The 25,090-nt window shown below is 67.8% G+C and carries 22 protein-coding genes; 6 read left to right on the plus strand and 16 right to left on the minus strand.

Going from position 1 to position 25,090, the window contains the following annotated elements; all coding sequences use genetic code 11:
• Positions 1-51 precede the first annotated feature (51 nt).
• On the minus strand, positions 52-1,608 hold the full coding sequence (locus DFS13_RS06745; RefSeq protein WP_006496605.1) for a UbiD family decarboxylase: 1,557 nt from the start codon (positions 1,606-1,608) through the stop codon (positions 52-54).
• A gap of 596 nt (positions 1,609-2,204) precedes the next feature.
• Between DFS13_RS06745 and DFS13_RS06755 the strand changes: the two genes are divergently transcribed.
• Positions 2,205-3,332 carry a lytic transglycosylase domain-containing protein gene (locus DFS13_RS06755; RefSeq protein WP_006496604.1) on the plus strand — a complete coding sequence of 376 codons (1,128 nt, stop codon included), beginning with the start codon at positions 2,205-2,207 and terminating at the stop codon, positions 3,330-3,332.
• A 118-nt stretch (positions 3,333-3,450) separates the two neighbouring features.
• Here the strand turns inward: DFS13_RS06755 and DFS13_RS06760 are convergent, their stop codons facing one another.
• The 9 genes from DFS13_RS06760 to DFS13_RS06800 form a co-directional block, all read right to left on the minus strand.
• Positions 3,451-4,647: a pyridoxal phosphate-dependent aminotransferase gene (locus DFS13_RS06760; protein WP_060266531.1), complete on the minus strand. Its 1,197-nt coding sequence runs from the start codon at positions 4,645-4,647 to the stop codon at positions 3,451-3,453.
• Positions 4,648-4,718: 71 nt separating this feature from the next.
• Positions 4,719-5,156 (minus strand): transcription antitermination factor NusB, encoded by a 438-nt coding sequence (nusB, locus tag DFS13_RS06765; RefSeq protein ID WP_006476662.1) that lies wholly within the window; start codon positions 5,154-5,156, stop codon positions 4,719-4,721.
• The gene (gene ribH / locus DFS13_RS06770; RefSeq protein ID WP_006476661.1) at positions 5,153-5,668 is read right to left on the minus strand and encodes a 6,7-dimethyl-8-ribityllumazine synthase; all 516 of its coding nucleotides are present in this window, start codon (positions 5,666-5,668) and stop codon (positions 5,153-5,155) included. The genes nusB and ribH overlap by 4 nt, the downstream gene beginning before the upstream one ends.
• Before the next feature lie 53 nt (positions 5,669-5,721).
• A complete protein-coding gene (ribBA, locus tag DFS13_RS06775) occupies positions 5,722-6,864 on the minus strand; it encodes a bifunctional 3,4-dihydroxy-2-butanone-4-phosphate synthase/GTP cyclohydrolase II (protein WP_006496602.1) in 1,143 nt (380 codons plus the stop codon).
• 157 nt (positions 6,865-7,021) lie between these two features.
• Positions 7,022-7,540, minus strand: coding sequence for a DUF1993 family protein (locus tag DFS13_RS06780; protein WP_069352425.1), 519 nt, complete (start codon positions 7,538-7,540; stop codon positions 7,022-7,024).
• A 329-nt stretch (positions 7,541-7,869) separates the two neighbouring features.
• Positions 7,870-8,499 carry a riboflavin synthase gene (locus DFS13_RS06785; protein ID WP_006484245.1) on the minus strand — a complete coding sequence of 210 codons (630 nt, stop codon included), beginning with the start codon at positions 8,497-8,499 and terminating at the stop codon, positions 7,870-7,872.
• Positions 8,500-8,513: 14 nt separating this feature from the next.
• Positions 8,514-9,635, minus strand: coding sequence for a bifunctional diaminohydroxyphosphoribosylaminopyrimidine deaminase/5-amino-6-(5-phosphoribosylamino)uracil reductase RibD (gene ribD / locus DFS13_RS06790; RefSeq protein WP_006496600.1), 1,122 nt, complete (start codon positions 9,633-9,635; stop codon positions 8,514-8,516).
• A 15-nt stretch (positions 9,636-9,650) separates the two neighbouring features.
• Positions 9,651-10,934 (minus strand): glutamate-1-semialdehyde 2,1-aminomutase, encoded by a 1,284-nt coding sequence (gene hemL, locus DFS13_RS06795; RefSeq protein ID WP_034200884.1) that lies wholly within the window; start codon positions 10,932-10,934, stop codon positions 9,651-9,653.
• A 181-nt stretch (positions 10,935-11,115) separates the two neighbouring features.
• Positions 11,116-11,568 carry a hypothetical protein gene (locus DFS13_RS06800; RefSeq protein ID WP_006484248.1) on the minus strand — a complete coding sequence of 151 codons (453 nt, stop codon included), beginning with the start codon at positions 11,566-11,568 and terminating at the stop codon, positions 11,116-11,118.
• Between the two features lie 249 nt (positions 11,569-11,817).
• On the opposite strand from DFS13_RS06800, the gene DFS13_RS06810 reads away from it, so the two are divergent.
• Positions 11,818-13,035: a Bcr/CflA family multidrug efflux MFS transporter gene (locus DFS13_RS06810; RefSeq protein WP_069352422.1), complete on the plus strand. Its 1,218-nt coding sequence runs from the start codon at positions 11,818-11,820 to the stop codon at positions 13,033-13,035.
• 105 nt (positions 13,036-13,140) lie between these two features.
• Here DFS13_RS06810 and DFS13_RS06815 read toward each other — a convergent pair whose 3' ends face one another.
• The 3 genes from DFS13_RS06815 to zwf all read right to left on the minus strand — a co-directional run bounded on the left by DFS13_RS06815 (position 13,141) and on the right by zwf (position 17,285).
• The gene (locus DFS13_RS06815) at positions 13,141-15,069 is read right to left on the minus strand and encodes a bifunctional transcriptional regulator/glucokinase (RefSeq protein WP_006484254.1); all 1,929 of its coding nucleotides are present in this window, start codon (positions 15,067-15,069) and stop codon (positions 13,141-13,143) included.
• Entirely contained in the window at positions 15,047-15,727 is a 681-nt protein-coding gene (gene pgl, locus DFS13_RS06820; protein WP_077190919.1) for a 6-phosphogluconolactonase, read from the minus strand. Before pgl ends, DFS13_RS06815 begins: the two co-directional genes overlap by 23 nt.
• 88 nt (positions 15,728-15,815) lie before the next feature.
• On the minus strand, positions 15,816-17,285 hold the full coding sequence (zwf, locus tag DFS13_RS06825) for a glucose-6-phosphate dehydrogenase (RefSeq protein WP_006491174.1): 1,470 nt from the start codon (positions 17,283-17,285) through the stop codon (positions 15,816-15,818).
• 431 nt (positions 17,286-17,716) lie between these two features.
• On the opposite strand from zwf, the gene DFS13_RS06830 reads away from it, so the two are divergent.
• The 4 genes from DFS13_RS06830 (at position 17,717) to DFS13_RS06845 (ending at position 22,119) form a co-directional block, all read left to right on the plus strand.
• Complete coding sequence (locus DFS13_RS06830; protein ID WP_006491170.1) at positions 17,717-18,964, plus strand: ABC transporter substrate-binding protein; 1,248 nt, start codon at positions 17,717-17,719, stop codon at positions 18,962-18,964.
• Between the two features lie 138 nt (positions 18,965-19,102).
• Positions 19,103-20,041, plus strand: coding sequence for a carbohydrate ABC transporter permease (locus tag DFS13_RS06835; RefSeq protein ID WP_011544827.1), 939 nt, complete (start codon positions 19,103-19,105; stop codon positions 20,039-20,041).
• Positions 20,031-20,888, plus strand: a complete 858-nt coding sequence (locus DFS13_RS06840) for a carbohydrate ABC transporter permease (RefSeq protein ID WP_006496594.1) — start codon at positions 20,031-20,033, stop codon at positions 20,886-20,888. Before DFS13_RS06835 ends, DFS13_RS06840 begins: the two co-directional genes overlap by 11 nt.
• Positions 20,889-21,000: 112 nt before the next feature.
• On the plus strand, positions 21,001-22,119 hold the full coding sequence (locus tag DFS13_RS06845; RefSeq protein ID WP_006496593.1) for an ABC transporter ATP-binding protein: 1,119 nt from the start codon (positions 21,001-21,003) through the stop codon (positions 22,117-22,119).
• Positions 22,120-22,215: 96 nt separating this feature from the next.
• Here the strand turns inward: DFS13_RS06845 and DFS13_RS06850 are convergent, their stop codons facing one another.
• The 3 genes from DFS13_RS06850 to trxB form a co-directional block, all read right to left on the minus strand.
• A complete protein-coding gene (locus DFS13_RS06850; protein WP_006491172.1) occupies positions 22,216-22,839 on the minus strand; it encodes a trimeric intracellular cation channel family protein in 624 nt (207 codons plus the stop codon).
• On the minus strand, positions 22,826-23,605 hold the full coding sequence (locus DFS13_RS06855; RefSeq protein WP_006496592.1) for a Smr/MutS family protein: 780 nt from the start codon (positions 23,603-23,605) through the stop codon (positions 22,826-22,828). The genes DFS13_RS06850 and DFS13_RS06855 overlap by 14 nt, the downstream gene beginning before the upstream one ends.
• Before the next feature lie 135 nt (positions 23,606-23,740).
• On the minus strand, positions 23,741-24,703 hold the full coding sequence (gene trxB, locus DFS13_RS06860; RefSeq protein ID WP_006491171.1) for a thioredoxin-disulfide reductase: 963 nt from the start codon (positions 24,701-24,703) through the stop codon (positions 23,741-23,743).
• Between the last annotated feature and the right edge of the window lie 387 nt (positions 24,704-25,090).

A 25,090-nucleotide genomic window follows, 5' to 3' on the forward strand; every position in this document is an offset into this window, starting at 1 on the left:
GTGCTTGCGGCGATTGCGATGCGCGAGCCGGCGGGCGCCGGCCGCCTGGCGTCAGAGGCCGATCTCCTGCCACAGCCGGTCGACACGCGCCTTCACGGCCGCGTCCATCTCGATCGGGCGGCCCCATTCGCGGCTGGTTTCGCCCGGCCACTTGTTGGTCGCGTCGAGCCCCATCTTCGAGCCGAGTCCGGCCACCGGCGACGCGAAGTCGAGATAATCGATCGGCGTGCTGTCGACCATCACCGTGTCGCGCACGGGGTCGACGCGCGTCGTGATCGCCCAGATCACTTCCTTCCAGTCGCGGATGTTCACGTCCTCGTCGACGACCACGATGAACTTCGTATACATGAACTGCCGCAGGAAGCTCCACACGCCGAACATCACGCGCTTGGCATGGCCCGCGTAGCTCTTCTTCATCTGGACGATGGCCATCCGGTAGCTGCAGCCTTCGGGCGGCAGGTAGAAGTCGGTGATTTCCGTGAACTGCTTCTGCAGCAGCGGCACGAACACCTCGTTGAGCGCGACGCCGAGCACCGCGGGTTCGTCGGGCGGCTTGCCCGTGTAGGTCGAATGGTAGATCGCGTCGCGGCGCATCGTCATGCGCTCGACGGTGAACACCGGAAACCACTCCTGCTCGTTGTAATAGCCGGTGTGGTCGCCGTACGGCCCTTCGAGCGCGTGCTCGTACGCGGCCGCCGCGTTGCCGGCCGGGCGCGGCGGCGCGCCGGCCGGAGCGGGGGCAGGGGCGCCGTCCTGCGGATGAATGAAGCCTTCGAGCACGATCTCCGCGCGCGCGGGCACCTGCAGCGTGTCGACGCCGGGCGTCAGGCACTTCGCGAGCTCCGTGCGACTGCCGCGCAGCAGGCCGGCGAACTGATACTCGGACAGCGAATCGGGCACCGGCGTCACCGCGCCGAGCGTGGTGGCCGGATCGGCGCCGAGCACGACCGCGACCGGATACGGCTTGCCCGGATTCTGCAGCGCGAACTCGCGGAAATCGAGCGCGCCGCCGCGGTGCGCGAGCCAGCGCATGATCAGCTTGTTGCGGCCGATCAACTGCTGGCGGTAGATGCCGAGGTTCTGGCGCGACTTGTTCGGCCCGCGCGTGACCGTCAGGCCCCACGTGACGAGCGGCCCCGCATCGCCGGGCCAGCAGGTCTGGATCGGCAGCTTGTTCAGGTCGACGTCCGCGCCTTCCCAGACGATCTCCTGGCACGGCGGCGACGACACCGACTTCGGCGCCATGTCCCACACCGCCTTCGCGAGCGACAGCAGCTTGCCGGCATCCTTCAGGCTCTTCGGCGGATCGGGCTCCTTCAGCGCGGACAGCAGGCGCCCGAGGTCGCGCAGCGAGCCGAGCGCGGCATCGTCGCCCGCATCGACGCCCATCCCGAGCGCGACGCGGCGCGGCGTGCCGAACAGGTTGCCGAGCACCGGGAATGCATTGCCGGGCGGCGCGTTGAACAGCAGCGCGGGGCCGCCAGCGCGCAGCACGCGGTCGCACAGCTCGGTCATTTCGAGCACGGGCGACACGGGTTGCGTGACGCGCCGCAGTTCGCCGAGCGCCTCGAGGCGCTGAATGAAATCGCGTAAGTCTTTGTATTTCATGAAGAAGGTCCGGGCCGCCCGAATGCACGGGCAGCGATGGGCGGGCGCAGCGGCCGGCTGCGACCCCGAATCGACCGACGATTTTACCCGGGCAGCCGCGCGACCGCCCGGCGGAGAAAAAAGTCGACCGCGCGCAAACCCCCTACGGCACGGGGCTTGCGTTCTGAAGAGGGGTTTTAAATTACTTTTTGTTATAATTTCGAGGTTTTATAGTGTTGACGATCTATAAAACCCTGCTAGAATCCGCTCACATTGGTTGCAGGGTAAAAGGCTTCGAGCCGCCAATCACCGATCTTTGACGCAGCGCGTCACCGTCCGCCGAATCCTGCACGGCGTCTTCGACGGCCTTTGTCGTAGTCCCAGCCAGCGCCACCAGACGCTGGTTTTTTGCGTGGGTGCCACCGCGTATGCCCGCCTCGCCAGTGTGCGAAGGCGCCGGCCCTCTTACACCGTGGCCTCGAACGGTACTTATACCGTTTCCCCGATGCTTGCGCGTCCCAACCAAGGCGCGCGGCGTCGTGATTCCGCGGCGCGTTTTCTGTCTCGCCATCGAGCTGAGCGAGCCGCACGAGTCATGTTCATGGGAGATGATCTGAATGAACGCTTGGTTATCGTGGCGTCCCACTGAGCAGCATGCGCAAATCGTGCGCAACTTGCTGCGTCGCGGGACGCGTGTCAGTCACCATCTATTCAGCGTTGTCGGCTGTCTCGCTGTCGCGGTTGCGCTTGCGCTGTGGCTGCTGCCAACCGTCCGCGGCACGCTCGCCGCGAAGCTGATGCCGGTCGTATCCGCGGCCGTGCAGGCCGGTCCGGCCCGTCTGCTGTCCGGCCATCCGCTGCCGAACTTCGCGCCTGCCGGTGCGCAGCCGCAGCAGGACGATGCGCCCGAAACGGATGCGCTTGCGGTCGGCCTCGATGTCGCACCGGAAGCCACCGCGCAAGGCGTCCAGGGTGATGCGTCCGATCCGGCCCGCAACGGTCCGTCGCCGGTCGCACTGGCCAAGCTGATTCCGATCCAGCGCGTGGCGGCCGATGCCCGCGACGATCGCGCGCTCGCGTCGAACCGCGAACAGGCGCTCGTCGCCACGTATTTGTCGCGCCGTTACCGCGTCGCCCAGGAGCCGCTCGGCCAGCTCGTCAAGGCGGCGTTCCAGACCGGTCGTGACGTCGGCCTCGATCCGCTGCTGCTGCTGTCCGTGATGGCGATCGAGTCGGGCTTCAACCCGTACGCCGAAAGCGGCGTCGGCGCGAAGGGCCTGATGCAGGTGATGTCGAAGGTCCATTCCGACAAGTTCGAGTATTTCGGCGGCACCGACACCGCACTGCAACCGCTCGCGAACCTGCAGGTCGGCGCACTCGTGCTGAAGGACTGCATCGCGCGCGGCGGCTCGCTCGCGAACGGCCTGCGCCTGTACAACGGCTCGACGAATCCCGACGACAACGGCTACGGTTCGAAGGTGATGGCCGAGCGCGGCCGCCTGCGCGACGTCGCGCGTGGCCGCAGCGTGCCGATCAACGCACCGCAGGCGCCCGCGCAACCCGCGAAGCCGATCGTCACCGCCGCAGCCGTGACGGCCGCGGCAGGCGGCGCGAAGCGCGTGCATGCGACGCTCGACGGCGCGACGACGGTCAAGGCAGCGCCGAAGGAAGCGGCCCCGCAGGACGACGCGAGCGTCGATACCGCGAAGCAGTCGCACGGCGATCATTCGGAGCTCGGCGCGTAACGTCGCGTTCCGGGCGGCTCCGGCTGGCGCAGATGAAGCGCAGATGAAGAAAAGGCACCCGATTCGGGTGCCTTTTTCTTTTGCGGTGCGGGAAGCGGCCGGCGTGCCGGCCGCGGCGTCAATGCTGGCCGAACAGCGTCGCGAGCCGGTCGACGGCCTCTTCGAGCCGCGAGTAGGCCGTCGCATAGGACAGGCGGATATAGTCGCGCGGGGCATGGACGCCGAAGTCCATGCCCGGCACCAGCACCACGCCTGCGTCGTGCAGCATCGCCTGCGTGAGCGCGGCGCTGTCGCCGGCCGCCGGGTGGGCGACGCCGCCGCAATGCGCATACACATAGAACGCGCCGTCCGGCATCACCGGCACCGTAAAGCCGAGCCGCTCGAGCGCCGGTGCGATGAAATCGCGGCGGCGCTTGAATTCGAGCCGGCGCGTTTCGTAGATGTCGAGCGTGGCCGGTTCGAAGCAGGCGAGCGCCGCGTGTTGAGCGAGGGCGGACGGGCAGATGAACAGGTTCTGCGACAGCTTCTCGAACGTGCCGACGAGGGCGGGCGGCACGACGAGCCAGCCGAGCCGCCAGCCGGTCATGCTGAAATACTTCGAGAAGCTGTTCACGGTGATCACGTCGTCGCCGAACGACAGCGCCGACACGGGGGCGGCATCGTAGCTGAGCCCCTGGTAGATCTCGTCGACGATCGTGAAGCCGCCGCGTGCGCGCACTGCTTCGACGATCCGCTTCAGTTCGTCCGGTTCGAGCGACGTGCCGGTCGGGTTCGACGGCGACGCGAGCAGCACGCCGCGCGTGCGGTCGTTCCAGTGCGTGCGGACGTCGTGCTCGGTGAGCTGGAAGCGCGCGTCCGGGCCGCTCGGCACGAGCACCGGACGGCCTTCGGCCGCCGCGACGAAGTGCCGGTTGCACGGGTATGACGGGTCGGGCATCAGCACTTCGTCGTCGCGGCCGACCAGCGCGAGGCACGCGAGCAGCAGCGCGGCCGATGCGCCGGCCGTCACGACGATCCGCTCGGGGCTGATCGTGAGGCCGTACGCGTGTGCATAGTGCGCGGCGATCGCCTCGCGCAGCGGCGCAATCCCGAGCGCGCTCGTGTATTGCGTGACGCCGCGGCGCAGCGCGGCCGCCGCGGCCTCGACCACCGGCTCCGGCGCGGTGAAATCGGGCTCGCCGATGCCCATGTGGATAACATCGCGCCCCAAGGACTCGAGCCGCTGTGCCTCCTTCATCAGTTCCATCACATGAAAGGGCTGGATCGCGTCGACGCGTGCGGCGAGCGTGACGAGCGAATCGGCGGTGGTATTCATCGGCGGGCAGGGCGGAGGGAGAAAGGAATGAAAAACGGGGCGCTTGCGCGCCCGTGGACCAACCAACGGTATCAGCCGTTGCGACGCGCCTGCGTTTCGGCGGGGCGCAGCTTCGCGGCCAGCTTGTCGAGCACGCCGTTCACGTACTTGTAGCCGTCGGAGCCGCCGAACGTCTTCGCGAGTTCGACGGCTTCGTTGATGATCACGCGGTACGGCGTTTCGACGTGGTGCGTGAGCTCGAACGTCGCGATCAGCAGCACCGCGCGTTCGACCGGCGACAGCTGATCGATCGGACGGTCTAGCGACGGCGCCAGCGCTTCGACGAGCGTCGCATGCTCGCGGATCACGCCGTGCAGGATCGCTTCGAGCAGTTCCTTGTCAGCCTTGTCGTAACCGAGCGCGCCGCGCAGTTGCGCGTCGATCTCGCCGGAGGGCGCGTTCGACAGCAGCCACTGATACAGGCCCTGCGTCGCCAGCTCGCGCGATTGTCGGCGGGCGCTCTTCTTCATGCGCGCTCCTCTTCGTCGTCTTCGTCTTCCTCTTCGTCCTCGTCGTCGCCGAGCTGGTCGAGCGCCATCGTCAGGTTGGCCATCTCGACGGCGACGCGTGCGGCGTCACGACCCTTTTCGGTCATGCGCGCGACGGCCTGCTCGTCGTTTTCGGTGGTCAGGACCGCGTTCGCGATCGGCAGGTTGAAGTCGAGGCCGATGCGGGTGATGCCCGCGCCGCTCTCGTTCGACACGAGTTCGAAGTGGTAGGTCTCGCCGCGGATCACCGCGCCGAGCGCGATCAGCGCGTCGAACTGGCCGCTTTCGGCGAGCTTTTGCAGCGCGAGCGGGATTTCCAGCGCGCCGGGCACCGACACGAGCAGCACGTCTTCACCGGTGACGCCGAGGCGCTCCAGTTCTTCGACGCACGCGTCGGCGAGGCCGTTGCACACGGGTTCGTTGAAGCGCGATTGCACGATGCCGATACGCAGGCCGTCGCCTTCGAGATTCGGTTGGTATTGTCCGATTTCCATGATCTGGTCCGTGGTGTGGATGAACGGTTATAGGGCGAAAGCGCCGTGGCGGGTTACGCGTGGGACGCCGGGCAGGACTTGGCTTCGCCGCCGGGCATCGGAATGAAGCCCGTGACTTCGAGGCCGTAGCCGGACATGCTGCCCAGCTTGCGCGGATTCGACAGCACCTGCATCTTGCCGACGCCGACATCGCGCAGGATCTGCGCGCCGATGCCGAACGTCTTGAAATCGACCGGCCGGCGCTTGAGCGCAGCGGCCTTTTCTTCCTCGTCGAACGCCTTGAAGACGTCGATCAGGTGTTCCTTCGTATCGCCGCAATTGAGCAGCACGATCACGCCGAGGTCGCGCTCCGCGATGTCGCGCATCGCGGCGTCGAGCGTCCACGAGTGGGTCGACACGCCCGTTTCGAGCAGGTCGAGCACCGACAGCGGCTCGTGCACGCGCACCGGCGTATCGACGTCGGGCGACGGGGCGCCGCGCACCAGCGCGATGTGCGGCGAGCCGCTCGGCTGGTCGCGGTACAGCACCGCGCGGAACGTGCCGTGCGCGGTCTGCATCGTGCGCTCGGCGATCCGCTCGATGATCGATTCGGTGCGGCTGCGGTACTGGATCAGGTCGGCGATCGTGCCGATCTTCAGGTTGTGTTCCTTCGCGAATTCGATCAGGTCCGGCAGGCGCGCCATCGTGCCGTCGTCCTTGATGATCTCGCAGATCACCGCGGCCGGCGTGAGGCCCGCGAGCGCGGTGAAGTCGCAGCCGGCCTCGGTGTGGCCGGCGCGCACGAGCACGCCGCCCGGCTGCGCCATGATCGGGAACACGTGGCCCGGCTGCACGATGTGCTCGGGGCGCACGTCGTGCGCGACCGCCGTGGCGATCGTGTGCGCCCGGTCGGCGGCCGAGATGCCGGTCGTCACGCCTTCGGCCGCTTCGATGCTGACCGTGAACGCGGTGCCGTACTGCGTGCCGTTGCGGTAGGTCATCAGCGGCAGGTGAAGCTGCTTGCAGCGTTCCTGCGTCAACGTCAGACAAACCAGGCCGCGGCCGTACTTGGCCATGAAGTTGATCGCTTCCGGTGTGACGAATTCGGCGGCGATCACGAGGTCGCCCTCGTTTTCGCGGTCTTCTTCGTCGACCAGGATCACCATCCGGCCGGCTTTCAGCTCGGCGATGATGTCGAGCGTGGAGGCGAGCGTCATAAGGGGGCGAGAAAGAGGAAAGTGCGTATTTTACGCCAGCCGGACGGCGTTTCGGCTGGCGCGGGCCGCGCGGGGCCCGCGCGTGCTCCAGAAAGCGCTGCGGCCGGCCTGCGCGCGGGCGCGGACGGTTGCGGGCCGGGCGTTGCCCGGCCGCGCGTCACGCTTGCTCGTTGCGCCCGCCGAGGTAGTCCAGCTTGCCGAGCTCGACGCCGCTGTGGCGCAGGATGTCGTACGCGGTCGTCACGTGGAAGAAGAAGTTGGGCAGCACGAAGTTCAGCAGGTACGACTGGCCGGTGAACTCGATCGGGCCGACGCGCATCTTCAGCACGATCTGGCGCGTCTCGCTGCCGTCGATCTGTGCGGCGTCGAAGCTTTTCAGGTAGTCGATCGTCTTCTGGATGCGCGCGTGCAGCTCGTCGAAGCTCTGCTCGACGTCCGGGTAGCTCGGGATCTCGGTGCCGGCGAGCCGCGCGGCGCAGCCCTTCGCCGTGTCGGTCGCGATGTAGACCTGACGGACGAGCGGCAGCATGTCCGGGTAGAGGCGTGCGCCGATGAATACCGACGGGTCGATCTGCTTTTCGGCCGCATGCGCCTGCGCCTTGCCGAGGATGTGCTGCAGGTTGGTGAGGCCGCGGATCAGGACGGGCAGCGAAGCCTGGTACATCGAGATGGACATGGGGACGAACTCCTGTGGGAAGAGGCGCGGCCGCGATGCGGCGCGTCGTGCGTGGCGGCGTGGAAACCGCTGTCGACGCATCTTAGCGCGACGGCATGACCCGTGCGCGTCGTTGGCTGTTCGGCCAGGTGTCGGCTGGCCCGACGGCCATCGACCGAACGCGATTCCGATGCAAGCGTGTCGGATGGCCGGCGACGGAGTGGCACGGCACGAAGTAGGGCGGGATCCCTGCTCGGCGCGGCCTGCTCGGCCGACGCCGACGATTGATGCGGCGGCCGGCCGCACCGTCGGCCGTCATTCCCTGTACAGGACGCGGCGGCGCTGCCCGGTCAGTCCTGATGCACGCCCTGCGACGCCGACAGCATCCGCTCCACATAGCGCGCGATCATGTCGACTTCGAGGTTGACCTTGTCGCCGGCCTTCACGTGGCGCAGCGTCGTGACGTCGACCGTATGCGGAATCAGGTTGATCGAGAATTCGCAGCCGTCCGCGCGATCGTCGACCGCATTCACGGTCAGGCTCACGCCGTTCACCGTGATCGAGCCCTTGTACGCGAGATAGCGGCCGAGTTCGCGCGGCGCGACGATTCGCAGTTCGTGCGACTCGCCGACCGGCGCGAAGCGCGACACGGTACCGAGTCCGTCCACATGGCCCGATACGATATGCCCGCCAAGGCGGTCGTGCGCGCGCAGCGCCTTCTCGAGGTTCACCTCGCCGGGCTGCGCGAGGCCGACCGTCCGGTTCAGGCTTTCGCGCGACACATCGACGTCGAACGTGGTGTCGGTCTTCTCGATCACCGTCATGCATGCGCCCTGGATCGCGATGCTGTCGCCGAGCGCGACATCGGCCAGGTCCAGCCCGCCGGCCTGCACGGTCAGGCGCACACCGGCGTCGGCCGACGTGCCGAGCGGGGCGATCGATTCGATGCGGCCGACGGCCGCGACAATTCCGGTAAACATCGTGACGATTCCGTTCAGTGAGAGGCGTCGGGCGGCGCGATACGCGCGAGGATCCGCAGATCGTCGCCGATCCGCTCGATACCGTGGAACGACAACCGGGTACGTGCATCGAGACTGGCCGGCGCGGCGAGATCGAACATGCCGGCCGCGTCGGCGCCCAGCAGGCTCGGCGCCAGATACACCAGCAATTCGTCGACGCACCGTTCGCGCAGCAGCGAACCGTTCAGCTTGTGGCCGGCCTCGACGTGCAGTTCGTTGACGCCGCGCGCGCCGAGCGCCGCCAGCATCGCGGGCAGGTCGACCTTGCCGTGCGCATTCGCGAGCGGCACGATTTCCGCGCCGCGCGACTTCAGCACGTTCGCGCGTAGTTCGCCTGCGGCGTCGAGCCGGCCGCAGAAGATCAGCAGCGGCGCGCCTTCGAGCAGCCGCGCGTCGAGCGGCAGGTCGAGGCGGCTGTCCACCAGGATGCGTTGCGGCTGACGCGGCGTGTCGATGCCGCGCACGGTCAGCAGCGGATTGTCCTCGCGCACGGTGCCGATGCCGGTGAGGATCGCGCACGCGCGGGCGCGCCATGCGTGGCCGTCGAGGCGCGCGGCCTCGCCGGTGATCCACTGGCTTTCGCCGGACGGCAGCGCGGTGCGGCCGTCGAGCGACGCGGCGGTCTTCATCCGCACCCACGGGCGGCCGCGCGTCATCCGCGACACGAAGCCGATGTTCAGTTCGCCGGCCTCATGCGCGAGCAGCCCGCAGCGCACGTCGATGCCGGCGTCGCGCAGCATTCCGAGGCCGCGCCCCGACACCTGCGGGTTCGGGTCTTCCATCGCCGCGACCACCTTCGCGACGCGCGCGTCGATCAGCGCGTTCGCGCACGGCGGCGTGCGGCCGAAATGGCTGCACGGTTCGAGCGTCACGTAGACGGTCGAGCCCGCGACGTCGTAGCCGCGCGAGCGCGCGTCCTTCAGCGCCTGGACTTCCGCGTGGTCCTGGCCGGCCGGCTGCGTGAAGCCTTCGCCGATCACGTCGCCGTCCTTGACGATCACGCAGCCGACGCGCGGATTCGGCGCGGTCGTGTACATGCCGCGCGCGGCGAGCGCGAGCGCGCGCTGCATGTGGGCGAAATCGGTATCCGAGAACATGCGCGCGGCCTCGGGTCAGGCGGCGAGCGCCGCGAACGCGCGGCGCGCGGCCGCGAGCGTCGCGTCGATCACCGCGTCGTCGTGCGTGCTCGACACGAAGCCGGCTTCGTACGCGGACGGCGCGAAGTACACGCCCTCGTCGAGCATCAGGTGGAAGAAGCGGTTGAAGCGCGCGACGTCGCTCTTCGTGACTTCCGCGAAGCTGGTCGGCACGCGCTCGGCGAAGTACAGGCCGAACATCGCGCCGATCGAGTCGGCCGCGAACGGCACGCCGGCCGCGCGCGCTTCCGCCGCGAGGCCGTCGGCGAGCCGCTTCGTCTGCGCGGTGAGCGCGTCGTAGAAGCCGGGCGCCTGGATCAGTCGCAGCGTCTTCAGGCCCGCGGCGACCGCGATCGGGTTGCCCGACAGCGTGCCGGCCTGGTAGACGCCGCCGAGCGGAGCGAGGTGGGCCATGATGTCGCGGCGGCCGCCGAACGCGGCGGCCGGCATCCCGCCGCCGATCACCTTGCCGAGGCAGGTGAGGTCGGCCGCGATGCCGTAGTACGCCTGCGCGCCGCCGAGCGCGACGCGGAATCCGCACATCACCTCGTCGAAGATCAGCACGGCGCCGTGCTTCGTGCACAGCGCGCGCAGTGCGTTCAGGAATTCGGGCGTGCCGCGCACGAGGTTCATGTTGCCGGCGACCGGCTCGACGATCACCGCGGCGATCTCGTCGCCGAACGCGCCGAAGGCTTCTTCCAGCGCGGCGACGTTGTTGTATTCGAGGACGGTCGTGTGCTTCGCGATGTCGGCGGGCACGCCGGCCGACGTCGGATTGCCGAACGTCAGCAGGCCCGAGCCGGCCTTGACCAGCAGGCTGTCCGCGTGGCCGTGGTAGCAGCCTTCGAACTTGACGATGCGGCTGCGGCCCGTGAAGCCGCGCGCGAGACGCAGCGCGCTCATCGTCGCCTCGGTGCCGCTCGACACCATCCGCACCTGCTCGATCGACGGCACGAGCTTGCAGATTTCCTCCGCGATCTCGATCTCGGCTTCGGTCGGCGCGCCGAACGAGAAGCCGTCGGCGAGCACGTTCTGCACGGCCGACAGCACTTCCGGATGGACGTGGCCGACGATCATCGGGCCCCACGAGCCGATGTAGTCGATGTACTGCTTGCCGTCGGCGTCCCAGAAATACGGGCCTTGCGCGCGCGCGACGAAGCGCGGCGTGCCGCCGACCGAGCGGAAGGCGCGCACCGGCGAGTTGACGCCGCCGGGAATGGTCTTCTGGGCGCGTTCGAAGAGGATCTGATTGTTGGACATGGGCGAAACCTGCGAGAGAAGGGCGCGGAGGCCTGTGCACGGGCCGCGGCGCCTGGGCGGAACGATCGTCCGATTGTACCGGAGACACGCGCGGCAGGCCCGCGGGCCGGTCTGCGGCCTTTCGGCGCGCGGGGGAATCAGTCGGGCGAAAAAGGCGCGCGGGATTCGACCCGGTTTTCGGCTATCGCGGCGGCTTGCGCTTGCCGGTCAACTCGGCCCAGCGCTTTTCGAGCGGACCTTCGACCATCGGCTTGATCGACGTGCCGGACGTCTGTGCATCCCAGGTCTGTACCGAATACGGGTGAACGCGCAGCGCGTCGCGCGCGATCACGACGTCCTGGTGCGCATCGACCAGCCAGTCGTACACGAAGTCGATGCACAGCCGGTAGCCGCGCTTCGTCGACGGATCGGGCACCTCGTACGGCGCGCGCGTCACGTAGCCGGAGCCGAATACACCCTTGGGCTCCTTCGCGACGCGGTGCAGGAACACGCGGTCGCCCGGCAGGATGCCGCGCGCGAAGCCGCAACCCCACACGTCATGCACGGCCTCGCCGGCCTTCACGCGCGCGGCGACGTCGGGCAACTCGGGCCACGGCCATTTCTTGGGGCTCCAGATCAGCAGGAAAGCGGTCATCGGTTCGGTCGTACGTCGAATGGGTCAGACAAGAGAAACGAGCAGCAGCAAGCTTAATCGAATCCGCTCGCGCGTTCGTCCGGCAAACGGCAGGCGTGGGCGTCGCCGCGCCCGCCGCCGGACGCGGCCCGAGGCAGGCAAAAAAGTTGCGCGTACAATCATGGGCCTGAACGCGCCGCTTGCGGCGCGGCTTCCCGTCTTCACCGCCACGCGCGCCCCGATGCGCGCGGGCTCCCATTCCGGATACCCATGTCCCACGTCGTCCGGCGCCGGCCCGATGCCCGGCTGATCCTGTTGCTCGGCGCGCTCGCGGCCTGCGGGCCGATCGCCACCGACATGTACCTGCCGAGCCTGCCGTCGATCGCCGGCAGCTTCTCCGTGAGCCCCGGCGCCGCGCAGCGCACGCTGACCAGTTTCATGGCGGGCTTCTCGATCGGCATGCTGCTGTACGGCCCGCTGTCCGACACGTGGGGCCGCCGTCCCGTGCTGCTCGGCGGGATCGCGCTGTTCACGCTCGCGAGCATCGGCTGCTTCGTGTCGGGTTCGATCGACATGCTGATCGTCGTGCGCTTTCTGCAGGCGCTCGGCGCCGGTGCCGCGTCGGTGCTCGCGCGGGCGATCGCGCGTGACGCGCACGAGCCGAGCGACGCGGCGAAGGTGTTGTCGATGGTCGCGATCGTCACCGCGGTCGGGCCGCTGCTCGCGCCGCTGATCGGCGGCCAGATCCTGCGCTTCTCCGGCTGGCGCGGCGTGTTCGTCGTGCTGGCCGTGTTCGGCGCGATCTGCGCGACGACCGCGTACTTGCGCGTGCCCGAAACCTGGCCGAAGGAGCGGCGCAAGAGCGCGGCCGTGCTCGCGTCGTTCGCGTCGTACGGGCGCATCCTGTCCGACCCCGTCGCATGGGGGCACATGCTGTGCGGCGGGATGGCGTTCGCGTCGATGTTCTCGTACATCACCGCGACGCCGTTCGTGTACATCGAGTATTTCCACGTGTCGCCGCAGCACTACGGGCTGCTGTTCGGCCTGAACGTCGTCGGGATCATGATCGGCAACTTCGCGAATACGCGCCTCGTCGGCCGCATCGGTTCGCTGCGCATCATCGCGGCCGCGTCGCTCGTGAGCTGCATAGCGTCGCTCGCGGTCGCGCTCGTCGCGCTGACGGGGTGGGGCGGGCTGTGGTCGATCGTCGTGTGCCTGTTCTTCGTCGTCGGCGTGGTCGGGATCCTGTCCGCGAACTGCACGACCGACCTGATGCACCGCTATCCGCACAACGCGGGCGCGTCGGCGGCCGTGTTCGGCGCGATGCAGCTCGCGCTCGGTGCGCTGGCGAGCATCGCGATCGGCGCGCTCGCGGACGGCACGCCGTTCGCGATGGGCGTGACGATCGGCGTCTGCGGCGTGCTGTGCTTCGCCGGGCGCTATCTCGTGCTGCGCTGGCACGGCCGGCCGGTGAAAGCGGGCGCCTGAGCCGCATCGCCCGGCGGGCCGCACGATGAAAAACGCCACCGCGCGCGATGCGCCGGTGGCGTTGTTCGTCGGGACGCGTGAAGCGGGCGGACGCCGCGCGATGCGTCAGTCCCGCGCGACGTCCTTCGCCGCCGGCGACGCGCCGTGGCTCAGCCAGTCGAGCACGTCTGCCGTTTCGTCGTCGCTGGCGCGCGCCTTCGCCTGGGCAACGGCCTCGGGCAGCTCGCCGTTCGTCGACGCGCGACGGATCGCGACGCCGACCGCGAGGATGTCGATCATCAGCAGATGCAGGATCCGCGAGATCATCGACAACTGCGACTCGCGCATCTCGATGTGGTCGGTCTCGAGCGCGACGGTCGCGCGCTTCGCGAGCGGCGTGTTGCTCGACGTGATCGCGATCACCTTCGCGCCGGCCTGCATCGCGACGTCGAGCACGCGCAGCAGCTCGGGCGCGCGGCCCGACTTCGACACCGCGACGATCACGTCGCCCTTGCCGAGCAGCGCGGCCGACGCGGCCTGCATGTACAGGTCGCCGTACGCGATCGTCGGAATCCCGAAGCGGAAGAACTTGTAGTGCGCGTCCTGCGCGACGATGTTCGAGTTGCCGAGCCCGTAGAACTCGATGCGGCGCGCGCCGTTCAGGATCTCGATCGCGTTCTCGACGTGCTCGAAATTCAGGTGCTCGCGCAGTTGCAGGATCGCGGACACCGTGTTGTCGAGCACCTTCGCGCCGAAGTCGGTGGCCGTGTCGCCGAGATGCACCTGGCTGTGGCTCATCGGGATCGTGCCGGTGAGCCCGGTGGCGAGCTTCAGCTTGAAGTCCGACAGCCCCTGGCAGCCGAGCGAGCGGCAGAAGCGGATCACGGTCGGCTGGCTCACGTCGGCCTTGCGCGCGATGTCGACGATCGGATCGTTGATGATCGAGCGCGGATGGTTCAGCGCGAGATCGGCCACGCGGCGCTCGGCCGGCGTCAGCGCGTCGCGCATCTGGCGGATCCGTTCGAACACGGCCGACGACGCACCGCCGGAGCGGTTCGACAACTGCTCCGCGAGAATCGCCGACACGCCGAGGAACGCCGGGTATTCGGCGGTGATCAGGTAGGTCGGGATGTTCTCGAGATAGTGCGTGAAGCGGCCCTTCGCCTCGAAGCGCGCGCGGAACGACGAGCGCGTGAACAGCTCGCCCAGCTTCAGCGCGACGCCGCCGCCGATGTACACGCCGCCGAGCGCGCCGAGCGTCAGCGCGACGCTGCCCGCGAACGCGCCGAGAATCCCGCAGAAGCATTCGACCGTCTCGAGCGCGAGCGCGTCGCCCGCATGCGCGCGCTCGACGATCTCGACCGTGTCGACGGTCGCGGCGACACGTTTCTTGTCGCGCGCGGCGAGCGCGCGATAGATGATCTCCATGCCGGGGCCCGCGCACACGCGTTCGAACGACACGTGCGGAAACTTCTTGCGCGCGTACTGCAGCACCAGATCCTCGCGCTCGTCCTGCGGCGCGAACGATGCGTGGCCGCCTTCGCTGCCGAGCGCGATCCAGCGGTCGTCGGCCGGAATCAGCCCCGACACGCCGAGCCCGGTGCCCGGCCCGAGCAGGCCGATCACGCTGTTCTGGCGGCGCGTGCCGCCGCCGATCTGCACGCGCTGCGCGTCGGTCAGGCCCGGCAGCGCCATCGCCAGCGCGGTGAAGTCGTTGACGACCAGCAGCGTGTCGAAGCCGAGCGCGCGGCGCGTCGCCTCGATCGAGAAGCTCCAGTCGTGGTTGGTCATCGTGACCTGGTCGCCGTCGACCGGATTGGCGATCGCGATCGCCGCGTGGTTCACGCGGCTGATCTTCACGTCCTTCAGGTATTTGCGGATCGCGTCGGTGAGCGTCGGATAGTCGGCGCCGGGATAGACGCGGATCTGCGTGATCTCGCCGGGGCCGGTTTCCAGCGCGAAGCGCGCGTTGGTGCCGCCGACGTCCGCGAGCAGGCGCGGGCCGTCGGCATGCTGACCCGCGACGACCGCCTTACTTTGCGCACCAGTAGACATCGAGCTGGGTCCCCTTGTCGTTGGCCAGTTGGGAAATCGCGTTCTTCTGCAGCGACGCGGCCGCGGCGTCGAGCACGTCGCGTTTGCGGGCGCCCGCGATCAGCAGGAACAGCCGGTCGACGCGCTTGAGCGTATCGAGCGAAAAGCTCACGCGGGCATGCGGCGCCGCGCCCGGATGCACGGCGACGAAGCGCTCGGGCGTCGTGATCGCGTGGTCCCATTCGGGTGCGTCGGCGAAGATCGACGCGGTGTGGCCGTCCTCGCCCATGCCGAGCACGGCGACGGTCGGCACGCGGTAGTCGGGGTTCGCGTTCAACGCGGCGACGTGCGCGTCGAGCGTGCTGCGCGTGTCGACGAGCGGCAGGAAGCGGGCAGGGGCCGCCGCGTGCTGCAGCAGCGTGTCGCGCACGAGTTGCGCATTGCTGGCCGCGTCGTCGTCCGGCACCCAGCGGTCGTCGACCAGCGTGACGTCGACGCCGGCCCAGTCGAGCGCCGCATGCGACAGCGTGTGCAGGAACGGGCGCGGGCTGGTGCCGCCGGACACCGCGAGCGTCGGGCGCGCGGGGCCGGCGAGCGCCGCGCGCAGCGCGTCGCCGACGGCGCGCGCGAGCGCTTCGCTTTGCGCTTCCTGGGTGTCGAAAGCGTGGATCTCGATCACATCTCCTCCGGACTGCTTTGTCTGTTCAAATCGTACGAATCGTGGGGCACGTTGCCGCGTACGGTGGCGTACGCGGCAACGGTCTGCATCAGTTTTCTTCTTCGAGCCAGCAGGTGTCGTGCTGCGCGAGCATCGCGCTCGACGCGGCCGGCCCCCACGTACCCGCCGCGTACGGCTTCGGCGGCTTCAGCGTGCGCGCCCATTCGTTCAGGATCGGCTCGACCCACTGCCATGCGGCCTCCTGTTCGTCGCGCCGCACGAACAGGGCGAGCCGGCCGTTGATCACGTCGAGCAGCAGGCGCTGGTACGCCTCCATCTGCCCTTCCTTGAAGAACTGGTCGAACGCGAGGTCGAGGTGCACGCTCGCGAGGTTCATCCCTTCGCCCGGCTGCTTCGCGAGGCAGTACAGGCGGATCGTCTCGTTCGGCTGCAGCCGGATCACGAGACGGTTCGAACCGGGGCGCAGCGCGGTCGGGCCGAGCGCCGAATGCGGCACCGGGCGGAAGTTGACGACGATCTCCGCGACGCGGTCGGCCAGACGCTTGCCGGTGCGCAGGAAGAACGGCACGCCGGCCCAGCGCCAGTTCTCGATCTCGACCTTCAGCGCGACGAACGTTTCGGTCTGGCTGTCGGGCTTCACGCCCGGCTCGGTCGCGTAGGCCGGCACCTGCGCGCCCTTGATCACGCCCGCATGATACTGGCCGCGCACCGCGACCTTGCCGATGTCGCGCGGATCGACCGGCTTCAGCGCGCGCAGCACGCGCAGCTTCTCGTCGCGTACCGAGTCGGAATCCATCGAGTGCGGCGGCTCCATCGCGACGATCGACAGCAGCTGCAGCAGGTGGTTCTGCACCATGTCGCGCAGCGCGCCCGTATTGTCGTAGAAATCGCCGCGCGCCTCGACGCCGAGCTCTTCCGCGATCGTGATCTGGATGCTCTCGACCCATTCGCGGCGCCACAGCGGCTCGAACAGCGCGTTGCCGAAGCGCAGCGCGAGCAGGTTCTGTACCGGCTCCTTGCCGAGGTAGTGGTCGATCCGGTAGATCTGGCCTTCCGCGAAGATCTCGCCGACCGCGTCGTTGATCGCGTTCGACGACTTCAGGTCGTAGCCGAGCGGCTTCTCGAGCACGATGCGCGAGCCTTCGTTCAGGCCGACCGACGCGAGCGCCTTGCAGATCGGCACGAACAGCGACGGGCCGGTCGCGAGATAGAACACGCGGATGCCGGGCAGCGATGCGATCGCGTCGCGCAGCACGACGTAGTCCTCCGCACGGCCGAGATCGAGCTTCACGTATTCGATGCGCTCGAGAAACGACTTCCATGCCGCGTCGTCGAACGCGTTGCCGGCCGCCTTCGCCGCATGCGGCTTCACGTGCGTATCGACCCATTCGAGATAGCCTGCCCGATCCGATTCGTGCCGCGCGACGGCTACGATCCGGCCGCCGTCCGCCAGCATGTTCGCGCGGTGCGCTTCGAACAGCGCGGGCAGGATCTTGCGCATCGACAAATCGCCGGTGCCGCCGAAAAGTACGAAGGTAAAGCTGGAATCGGTATGCATGTGTCTCCGCCGTGTTGGGGGTGCTGGGAAGCGATCCGTAGTGCGATAAAAATATTTTTGACACTGAATTGTAGTTTAACTACAATCCGCCGCAAGGGGTAGCACCTGGGTGAAGAAAAAAAGAAGTGCGGTCGATGAACTGCGCGAGCTTCGCCTTCGGGAACGCCTTGTGCCGAATGGTATCGGACATTGACGGAGCGCATCATCGCGCGCCGTCGCCCCCGGGCTCGCGCCGCGGCATCGCGGTGGGCCAGAAACACAAAGAGGAGACACGCCGTTGAATCTCGATTCACGCTTTCTGTAAGAGCCCGGCCGGTCATCGGCCCCGTACGCTGCATGCGTCCCGCGGCTCGATTTCCCCGTCGTTTATCAAGAAGCCGGTTCCCCGTCGGGGAACCTCACGAGTTGATTCAGTCTGGAGGAGATAAGTAATGAAAGTTCGCTCGATCATGGGCGCGCTCTGCGCCGCGGGTCTGATGGCTGGCGCCGTGGCGGCGCAGGCAGCCGAGAACGTAACCGTGCTGCACTGGTGGACCTCGGGCGGCGAGTCGAAGGCCGTCGGCGTGCTGAAGGACGACCTGCAGAAGCAGGGCTACGTGTGGAAGGACTTCGCGGTCGCGGGCGGCGCTGGCGCCGCGGCGATGACCGCGCTGAAGACCAAGGTGATCAGCGGCGATTCCCCGTCGGCCGCGCAGATCAAGGGCCCGCTGATCCAGGACTGGGCTGACCAGGGCGTGCTCGTCAACATCGATTCGGCCGCCGGCGACTGGAAGCAGAACCTGCCGCCGGAAATCGACAAGATCATCAAGTACAAGGGCCATACGGTCGCCGCGCCGTTCTCGGTGCACCGCGTCAACTGGCTCTACATCAACAAGGCCGCGCTCGACAAGGTCGGCGCGAAGGTGCCGACCACCTGGCCCGAATTCTTCGCGGTGGCCGACAAGCTGAAGGCCGCGGGCATCCAGCCGGTCGCGATGGGCGGCCAGCCGTGGCAGGACCTGACGCTGTGGGAAGACGTCGTGCTGTCGCAGGGCCCGGCGTTCTACAAGAAGGCGCTGGTCGACCTCGACCAGGCGACGCTGACGTCGCCGCAGATGCTGTCGGTGTTCGACACGGTGCGCAAGATCCAGGGCTACTTCGACACCGGCCGCAACGGCCGCGACTGGAACCTCGCGACCGCGATGGTCATCAACGGCAAGGCCGGCATGCAGTTCATGGGCGACTGGGCGAAGGGCGAGTTCGAGAACGCCGGCAAGAAGGCGGGCAAGGACTACGTCTGCGCGCCGGTGCCGGGCACCGCGAATTCGTACACGTTCAACGTCGATTCGTTCGTGTTCTTCCAGCAGAAGGGCGAGAAGAACGCGACGCCGGGCCAGCTCGCGCTCGCGAAGACGATCATGACGCCGGACTTCCAGGAGCAGTTCAGCCTGCTGAAGGGCTCGGTGCCGGTGCGTCTCGGCGTGAAGATGGACAAGTTCGACGACTGCGCGAAGAAGTCGTATGCCGACGAGCAGACCGCGATCAAGTCGGGCGGCTTCGTGCCGTCGCTCGCGCACGGCATGGCGCAAGGCGACGCGACCGCCGGCGCGATCACCGACGTCGTGACGAAGTTCATGAACTCGCAGCAGGATTCGAAGAGCGCGGTCGCCGCGCTCGCGAAGGCCGCGAAGGTCAAGTAACGCGCGCCAGGCGCCCGGCCGGACACGCTTCATCGGCCGGGCGTTTTTGCATGTGCAGCAAACGGGCTCGCCCGCGGGTCCGTGCCGTACCCGGCGCCGGCCCGGCCTGCGCCGCCCTCGTTCCAGGAGTCGAATCAAGTGGCTGCCCCTCTTAGCGGAAACGGATCCGGCGCTGCCGCCGCACGGCGTACGTCGCCGATGTCGGCCTTCGCCGATCGCTGGATCCCGAAGCTCGTGCTCGCGCCGAGCGTCGCGATCGCCGTGGTGTTCATCTACGGCTTCATCCTGATTACCGGCTATCTGTCGCTGACCCGCTCGCGGCTGTTGCCCAACTACGAATTCGACGGCTTCGGCCGTTACACGGACCTGTTCCAGAACGACGTGTGGTGGACCTCCGCCGCGAACCTCGGCTGGTTCGGGATTCCGTTCATCGCGATCTGCGTCGGGCTCGGGCTGTTCCTCGCGATCCTGCTCGACCAGCGGATCCGCAACGAAGGCGCGCTGCGCGCGATCTTCCTGTACCCGATGGCGCTGTCGTTCATCGTCACCGGCACCGCGTGGCAGTGGATCCTGAACCCGGGCCTCGGCCTCGAGAAGGTGATGCACGACTGGGGCTGGACGAGCTTCTCGTTCGGCTGGCTCGACGATCCGGACAAGGCGATCTTCTGCGTGGTGATCGCGGCCGTGTGGCAGTCGACCGGCTTCGTGATGGCGCTGTTCCTCGCGGGGCTGCGCGGCGTCGACGGCGAGATCTTCAAGGCCGCGCAGGTCGACGGCGCGACGCTGCCCACCATCTACCGCAAGATCGTGATCCCGAGCATGCGCCCGGTGTTCTTCTCGGTGCTGCTGATCCTCTGCCACATCACGATCAAGACCTTCGACCTCGTCGTCGCGCTGACCGCGGGCGGCCCGGGCACGTCGTCGTCGCTGCCGGCCATGTTCATGTACACGTTTTCGTTCAACCGCGGCCAGCTCGGGCTCGGCGCGGCGTCCTCGGTGATGATGCTCGCGACCGTGGTCGCGGTGCTGGTGCCGCTGATGTATATGGAATCGAGGAGCACCCGCAATGCAGCCTAAGATGACGATCAGCCGGGCAGTGATCTATGCGGCACTGATCCTGTTCGCGCTGTATTTCCTGTTCCCGATCTACGTGATGCTGTCGACGTCGTTCAAGGACCTCGACCAGCTGCGCACTGGCAACCTGCTGACGCCGCCCACCACGTGGACCGTCGAGCCGTGGGTGAAGGCCTGGAGCGGCGCCTGTACCGGCGTGCGCTGCGACGGGATGAAGCCGTTCTTCCTGAACTCGCTGCAGATGGTGATCCCGGCCGTGCTGATCTCGTCGCTGATCGGCGCGTTCAACGGCTACGTGCTCACGCACTGGCGCTTTCGCGGCGCGGACGCGCTGTTCACGATGATGCTGGTCGGCTGCTTCATTCCGTTCCAGGTGATCCTGCTGCCGATGGCGCGCCTGCAGGGGATGCTCGGCCTCGCCAACACGATTCCGGGCCTCGTGTTCGTGCACGTCGTGTACGGGATCGCGTTCACGACGATGTTCTTCCGCAACTTCTACGTGAGCGTGCCGGCCGAACTCGTGAAGGCCGCGCGCATCGACGGCGCGGGCTTCTTCACGATCTTCACGAAGATCCTGCTGCCGGTGTCGCTGCCGATCTTCATGGTGTGCCTGATCTGGCAATTCACGCAGATCTGGAACGACTTCCTGTTCGGGATCGTGTTCTCCGGCGTCGATTCGATGCCGATCACGGTCGCGCTGAACAACCTCGTCAACACGTCGACGGGCGTGAAGGAATACAACGTCGACATGGCCGGCGCGATCATCGCCGCGCTGCCGACGCTGCTCGTCTACATCGTCGCCGGCCGCTACTTCGTGCGCGGGCTGACGGCAGGCGCGGTGAAGGGGTAAGCGCGGCTTCATCCGATACGACGAACCGGCCGCGCAGGACGCGCGGCGCATCGAAACGAACCCGACGCGGCGCCCGAGCGCGCCGCGCGAGACGAGACAGAGGATTCACAGCATGGCAAGCCTTTCCATCCGTGACGTGTACAAGACCTACCCGAACGGGGTGCCGGTCCTGAAGGGTGTCGACATCGAGATCGAGGACGGACAGTTCCTGATCCTGGTCGGCGGCTCGGGCTGCGGGAAATCGACGCTGCTCAACATGATCGCCGGGCTCGAGACCGTCACGAGCGGCGAGATCTGCATCGACGGCAAGGTCGTCAACGACCTGTCGCCGAAGGATCGCGACATCGCGATGGTGTTCCAGTCGTACGCGCTGTATCCGTCGATGACGGTGCGCGAGAACATTTCGTTCGGGCTGAACATCCGCAAGGTGCCGAAGAGCGAGCAGCAGCAGATCGTCGACCGCGTGTCGGCGATGCTGCAGATCCAGCACCTGCTCGACCGCAAGCCGGGCCAGCTGTCGGGCGGCCAGCGGCAGCGCGTCGCGATGGGCCGCGCGCTCGCGCGCGATCCGTCGCTGTTCCTGTTCGACGAACCGCTGTCGAACCTCGACGCGAAGCTGCGCATCGAGATGCGCGCGGAAATCAAGCTGCTGCACCAGCGTCTCGGCACGACGATCGTCTACGTGACGCACGACCAGATCGAGGCGATGACGCTCGGCGACCGGATCGCGGTGATGAAGGACGGCGTGGTCCAGCAGTTCGGCGCGCCGCAGGAGATCTACGATTCGCCGTCGAACCTGTTCGTCGCGGGCTTCATCGGCGCGCCGCCGATGAACTTCATCAACGGCAAGCTGGTCGAGCAGGGCGGCGGAATCGCGCTCGAGATCGACACGGGCCTCGCGCGCAGCGCGCTGATCCTGCCGTTCGACGCGGCGAAGCTGAAGTCGCACGTCGGCCGCGAGGTGATCCTGGGCCTGCGTCCGGAACGCATCACCGACGCACGCAACGCGCACAACGGCGAGGCATCGAACCTGCAGCCGATCGACGTGCGCGTCGACGTGACCGAGCCGACCGGGCCGGACACGCACGTGTTCGCGCAGGTGAACGGCAAGCGGATCGTGAGCCGCGTGCATCCGGCCGCGAACCCGCAGCCGGGGCAGACGCAGTCGCTGCTGTTCGACGTGTCGAAGGCCGTGCTGTTCGATCCGGCATCGGAAGAGCGGATCGCGTGACGCGGTGCTTGCGTTGAACGAAACAGAAAGGGGCCGTATCGAACGGCCCCTTTTTTCGTTTCGGCGCTGCGGCTGACGCGTCCGCGGACGCGTCGGTCAATGCGGCAACCGCACGTCGAACTTGAACGTCGCGAGCCGCGCGACGAGGATGAAGCCGGTCGCGAGCAGCACGCTGTACACCGAGTCGAACTGCAGCCACACGAGCAGCAGGTAGAACCAGCAACCGACGAACGCGCAGGTCGCGTACGGCCGCGAATCGCGCAGGATCAGCGGAATGTCGTTGCACAGCACGTCGCGGACGATCCCGCCGACCACACCGGTAATCACGCCCATCATCACCGCGATGAAGCGCGGCATCTCGGCGTCGAGCGCGATCGCCGTGCCCGAGATGCTGAAGATGCCGAGCCCGATCGCATCGGCGATCAGCAGCAGCCGTTCGGCCGACAGCCGCGACAGCATGCGCAGCACGAACGGCGCGAACAGCGCGAGCACGAAGATCGCGATCACGTAGTCGTCGTGCACGACCCAGTAGAACGGCCGGCGCTCGAGCAGGATGTCGCGCAGCGTGCCGCCGCCGAACGCGGTCGCGAGCGCGACGACGAACGTGCCGACCGAATCGAGACGGTTCTTGCGCGCCTCGATGAACCCCGAAATCGCGAAGGCCAGCGTGGCGATCGCCTCCAGTACCGCGATCGCGAGCGTCAGCCTAGGATGCGGCACGCGGCCCCCGGTCGGCCGGCGCCGCGTGCGGCTGCAGCAGCACGAGCACCGCGCCCGCGCCGCCGTCGTGGCCGCGCGCCTCGCAGAATGCGATCACTTCTTCCTTCTGCACGAGCCATGCGCGCACCTTGCCCTTCAGCACGGGTTCCTTGCCGATCGAGCCGAGCCCCTTGCCATGGATCACGCGCAGGCAGCGCAGCCCTTTCTTGCCGGCTTCGCGGATGAATTCGGCGAGCGCATCGCGCGCCTCGTCGCGCCGCATCCCGTGCAGATCGATCTGCGCCTGCACGATCCACGCACCGCTTCTCAGCTTGCGCACGACGTCGCGGCTGATGCCGGGGCGGTGGTAATACAGCGAGTCGTCGCTGTCGAGCAGCGTCTCGGGATCGAATTCGTCGGACAGCGTCGCGTTCAGCACGGCTTCCTCGTCGCGCTGCGTCTGTTTCGGCACCGGGTCGGGCGGCATGCGGCCGGACGACGCGCGTGGCGGCGCGTTCAGCGGCCGGATCGTGCCGATTTCGTTGCGGAACAGGTTTGCGTCGGCTTCCGCCTTGCGCTCGGCCTGCGCGGCTTCGATGCGCGCGCGTTCGCGACGGTCGGCTTCGCCTTGCAGCGACTTGCGCAACGCGCCGAGGCCCGCGAGGCCCTGGCCGCGCAACGCGGCCGCATCGAGGGCGGGCGGCGGCGCCTCGGGCGCCGGGGTCACGGGACGGGCAGCGATCTTCCGCTTCGCGGGATCGCTCGGATGGGGCTGGTTCTTCGCCATGATTCGATAACAGGGCAGGCGCGTTCGGGCGCGCGGGCACAAAAAAGCCGCTGCGCGGCGGCAGCGGCTTTCCGGTCGAGCCCGCTTCGCGGCAGCGGACGCCATTGTAGCGCCCGCCGCGAAAAGGCTTCCGGCTTACTTCTTGTCGTGCAGGCTTTCGAGGTAGCGCTGCGCGTCGAGCGCGGCCATGCAGCCCGTGCCCGCGCTGGTGATCGCCTGGCGGTACACGTTGTCCTGCACGTCGCCCGCGGCGAACACGCCCGGCACGCTCGTCGACGTCGCATTGCCCTGCAGGCCGCTCTTCGTCAGGATGTAGCCGTCCTTCATCTCCAGCTGGCCCTGGAACAGGTCGGTGTTCGGCTTGTGGCCGATCGCGACGAACACGCCCTGCACCTGCAGGTCTTCCGTCGCGCCGGTCTTCACGTTCTTGATGCGCAGGCCCGTGACGCCCGACTCCTCGCCCGTCACCTCGTCGAGCACGTGATCCCACTTGATGTCGACGACGCCTTCCTTTTGCTTCTCCAGCAGGCGGTCGATCAGGATCGGCTCCGCGCGGAACTTGTCGCGGCGGTGGATCACGGTGACCTTCTTCGCGATGCCGGTGAGGTAAAGCGCTTCCTCGACGGCCGTATTGCCGCCGCCGATCACCGCGACTTCCTGGTTGCGATAGAAGAAGCCGTCGCAGGTCGCGCAGGCCGACACGCCCTTGCCCATGAACGCTTCCTCGGACGGCAGGCCGAGATACTGGGCGGACGCGCCGGTCGCGATGATCAGCGAATCGCACGTGTACTCGCCCGAGTCGCCGATCAGGCGGATCGGCTTTTCGTGCAGTTTCGCGGTGTGGATGTGGTCGAAGACGATTTCGGTGTTGAAGCGCTCGGCGTGCTCCTGGAAGCGCGCCATCAGCTCCGGACCCTGCACGCCTTTCGCGTCGGCCGGCCAGTTTTCGACGTCGGTCGTGGTCATCAGCTGGCCGCCCTGCGCGATGCCGGTGATCAGCACCGGGGACAGGTTGGCGCGTGCCGCGTAGACGGCAGCCGTGTAGCCGGCGGGGCCGGAACCGAGAATCAGGACTTTGGCGTGTTTGGGCGTGGACATGTGCGAATCCGTAAAAGGCGGCCGCGGCGGGCGGGGTGGGGCTCGCCGTACGATCCGGGATTGACCGGGATGCCGTCGTAGATGGGTATCAGACGCGCATTATAAAGGCCCCGTTGCTGCGCTGCCGAACGAGAGTTTCAATCGTGCCGATAGCGTTTCGCGGCGCCTCGCCCACACGGGGCCGCGGGCCGGACGGCAGGCGGCCGGGGTGGCGGCGCGTTGCCGCACGCGCGGACATCCGGCCGGCTTGCGGCCGTCGGCGGCGCCGGTTCGGCGCTCCGTCCCCGTGATGTAACCGTCATTTACACTTGGCGGCGCGGTGCAGCGTTTACAATAAGCGCGATCGAACGACAGGCGGGCGCACGGCCCGTCCTCTTTATACGGATT

It is taken from the genome of Burkholderia sp. 28_3 (genome assembly GCF_003253915.1).
In the GTDB taxonomy this organism is placed as follows: domain Bacteria; phylum Pseudomonadota; class Gammaproteobacteria; order Burkholderiales; family Burkholderiaceae; genus Burkholderia; species Burkholderia cenocepacia.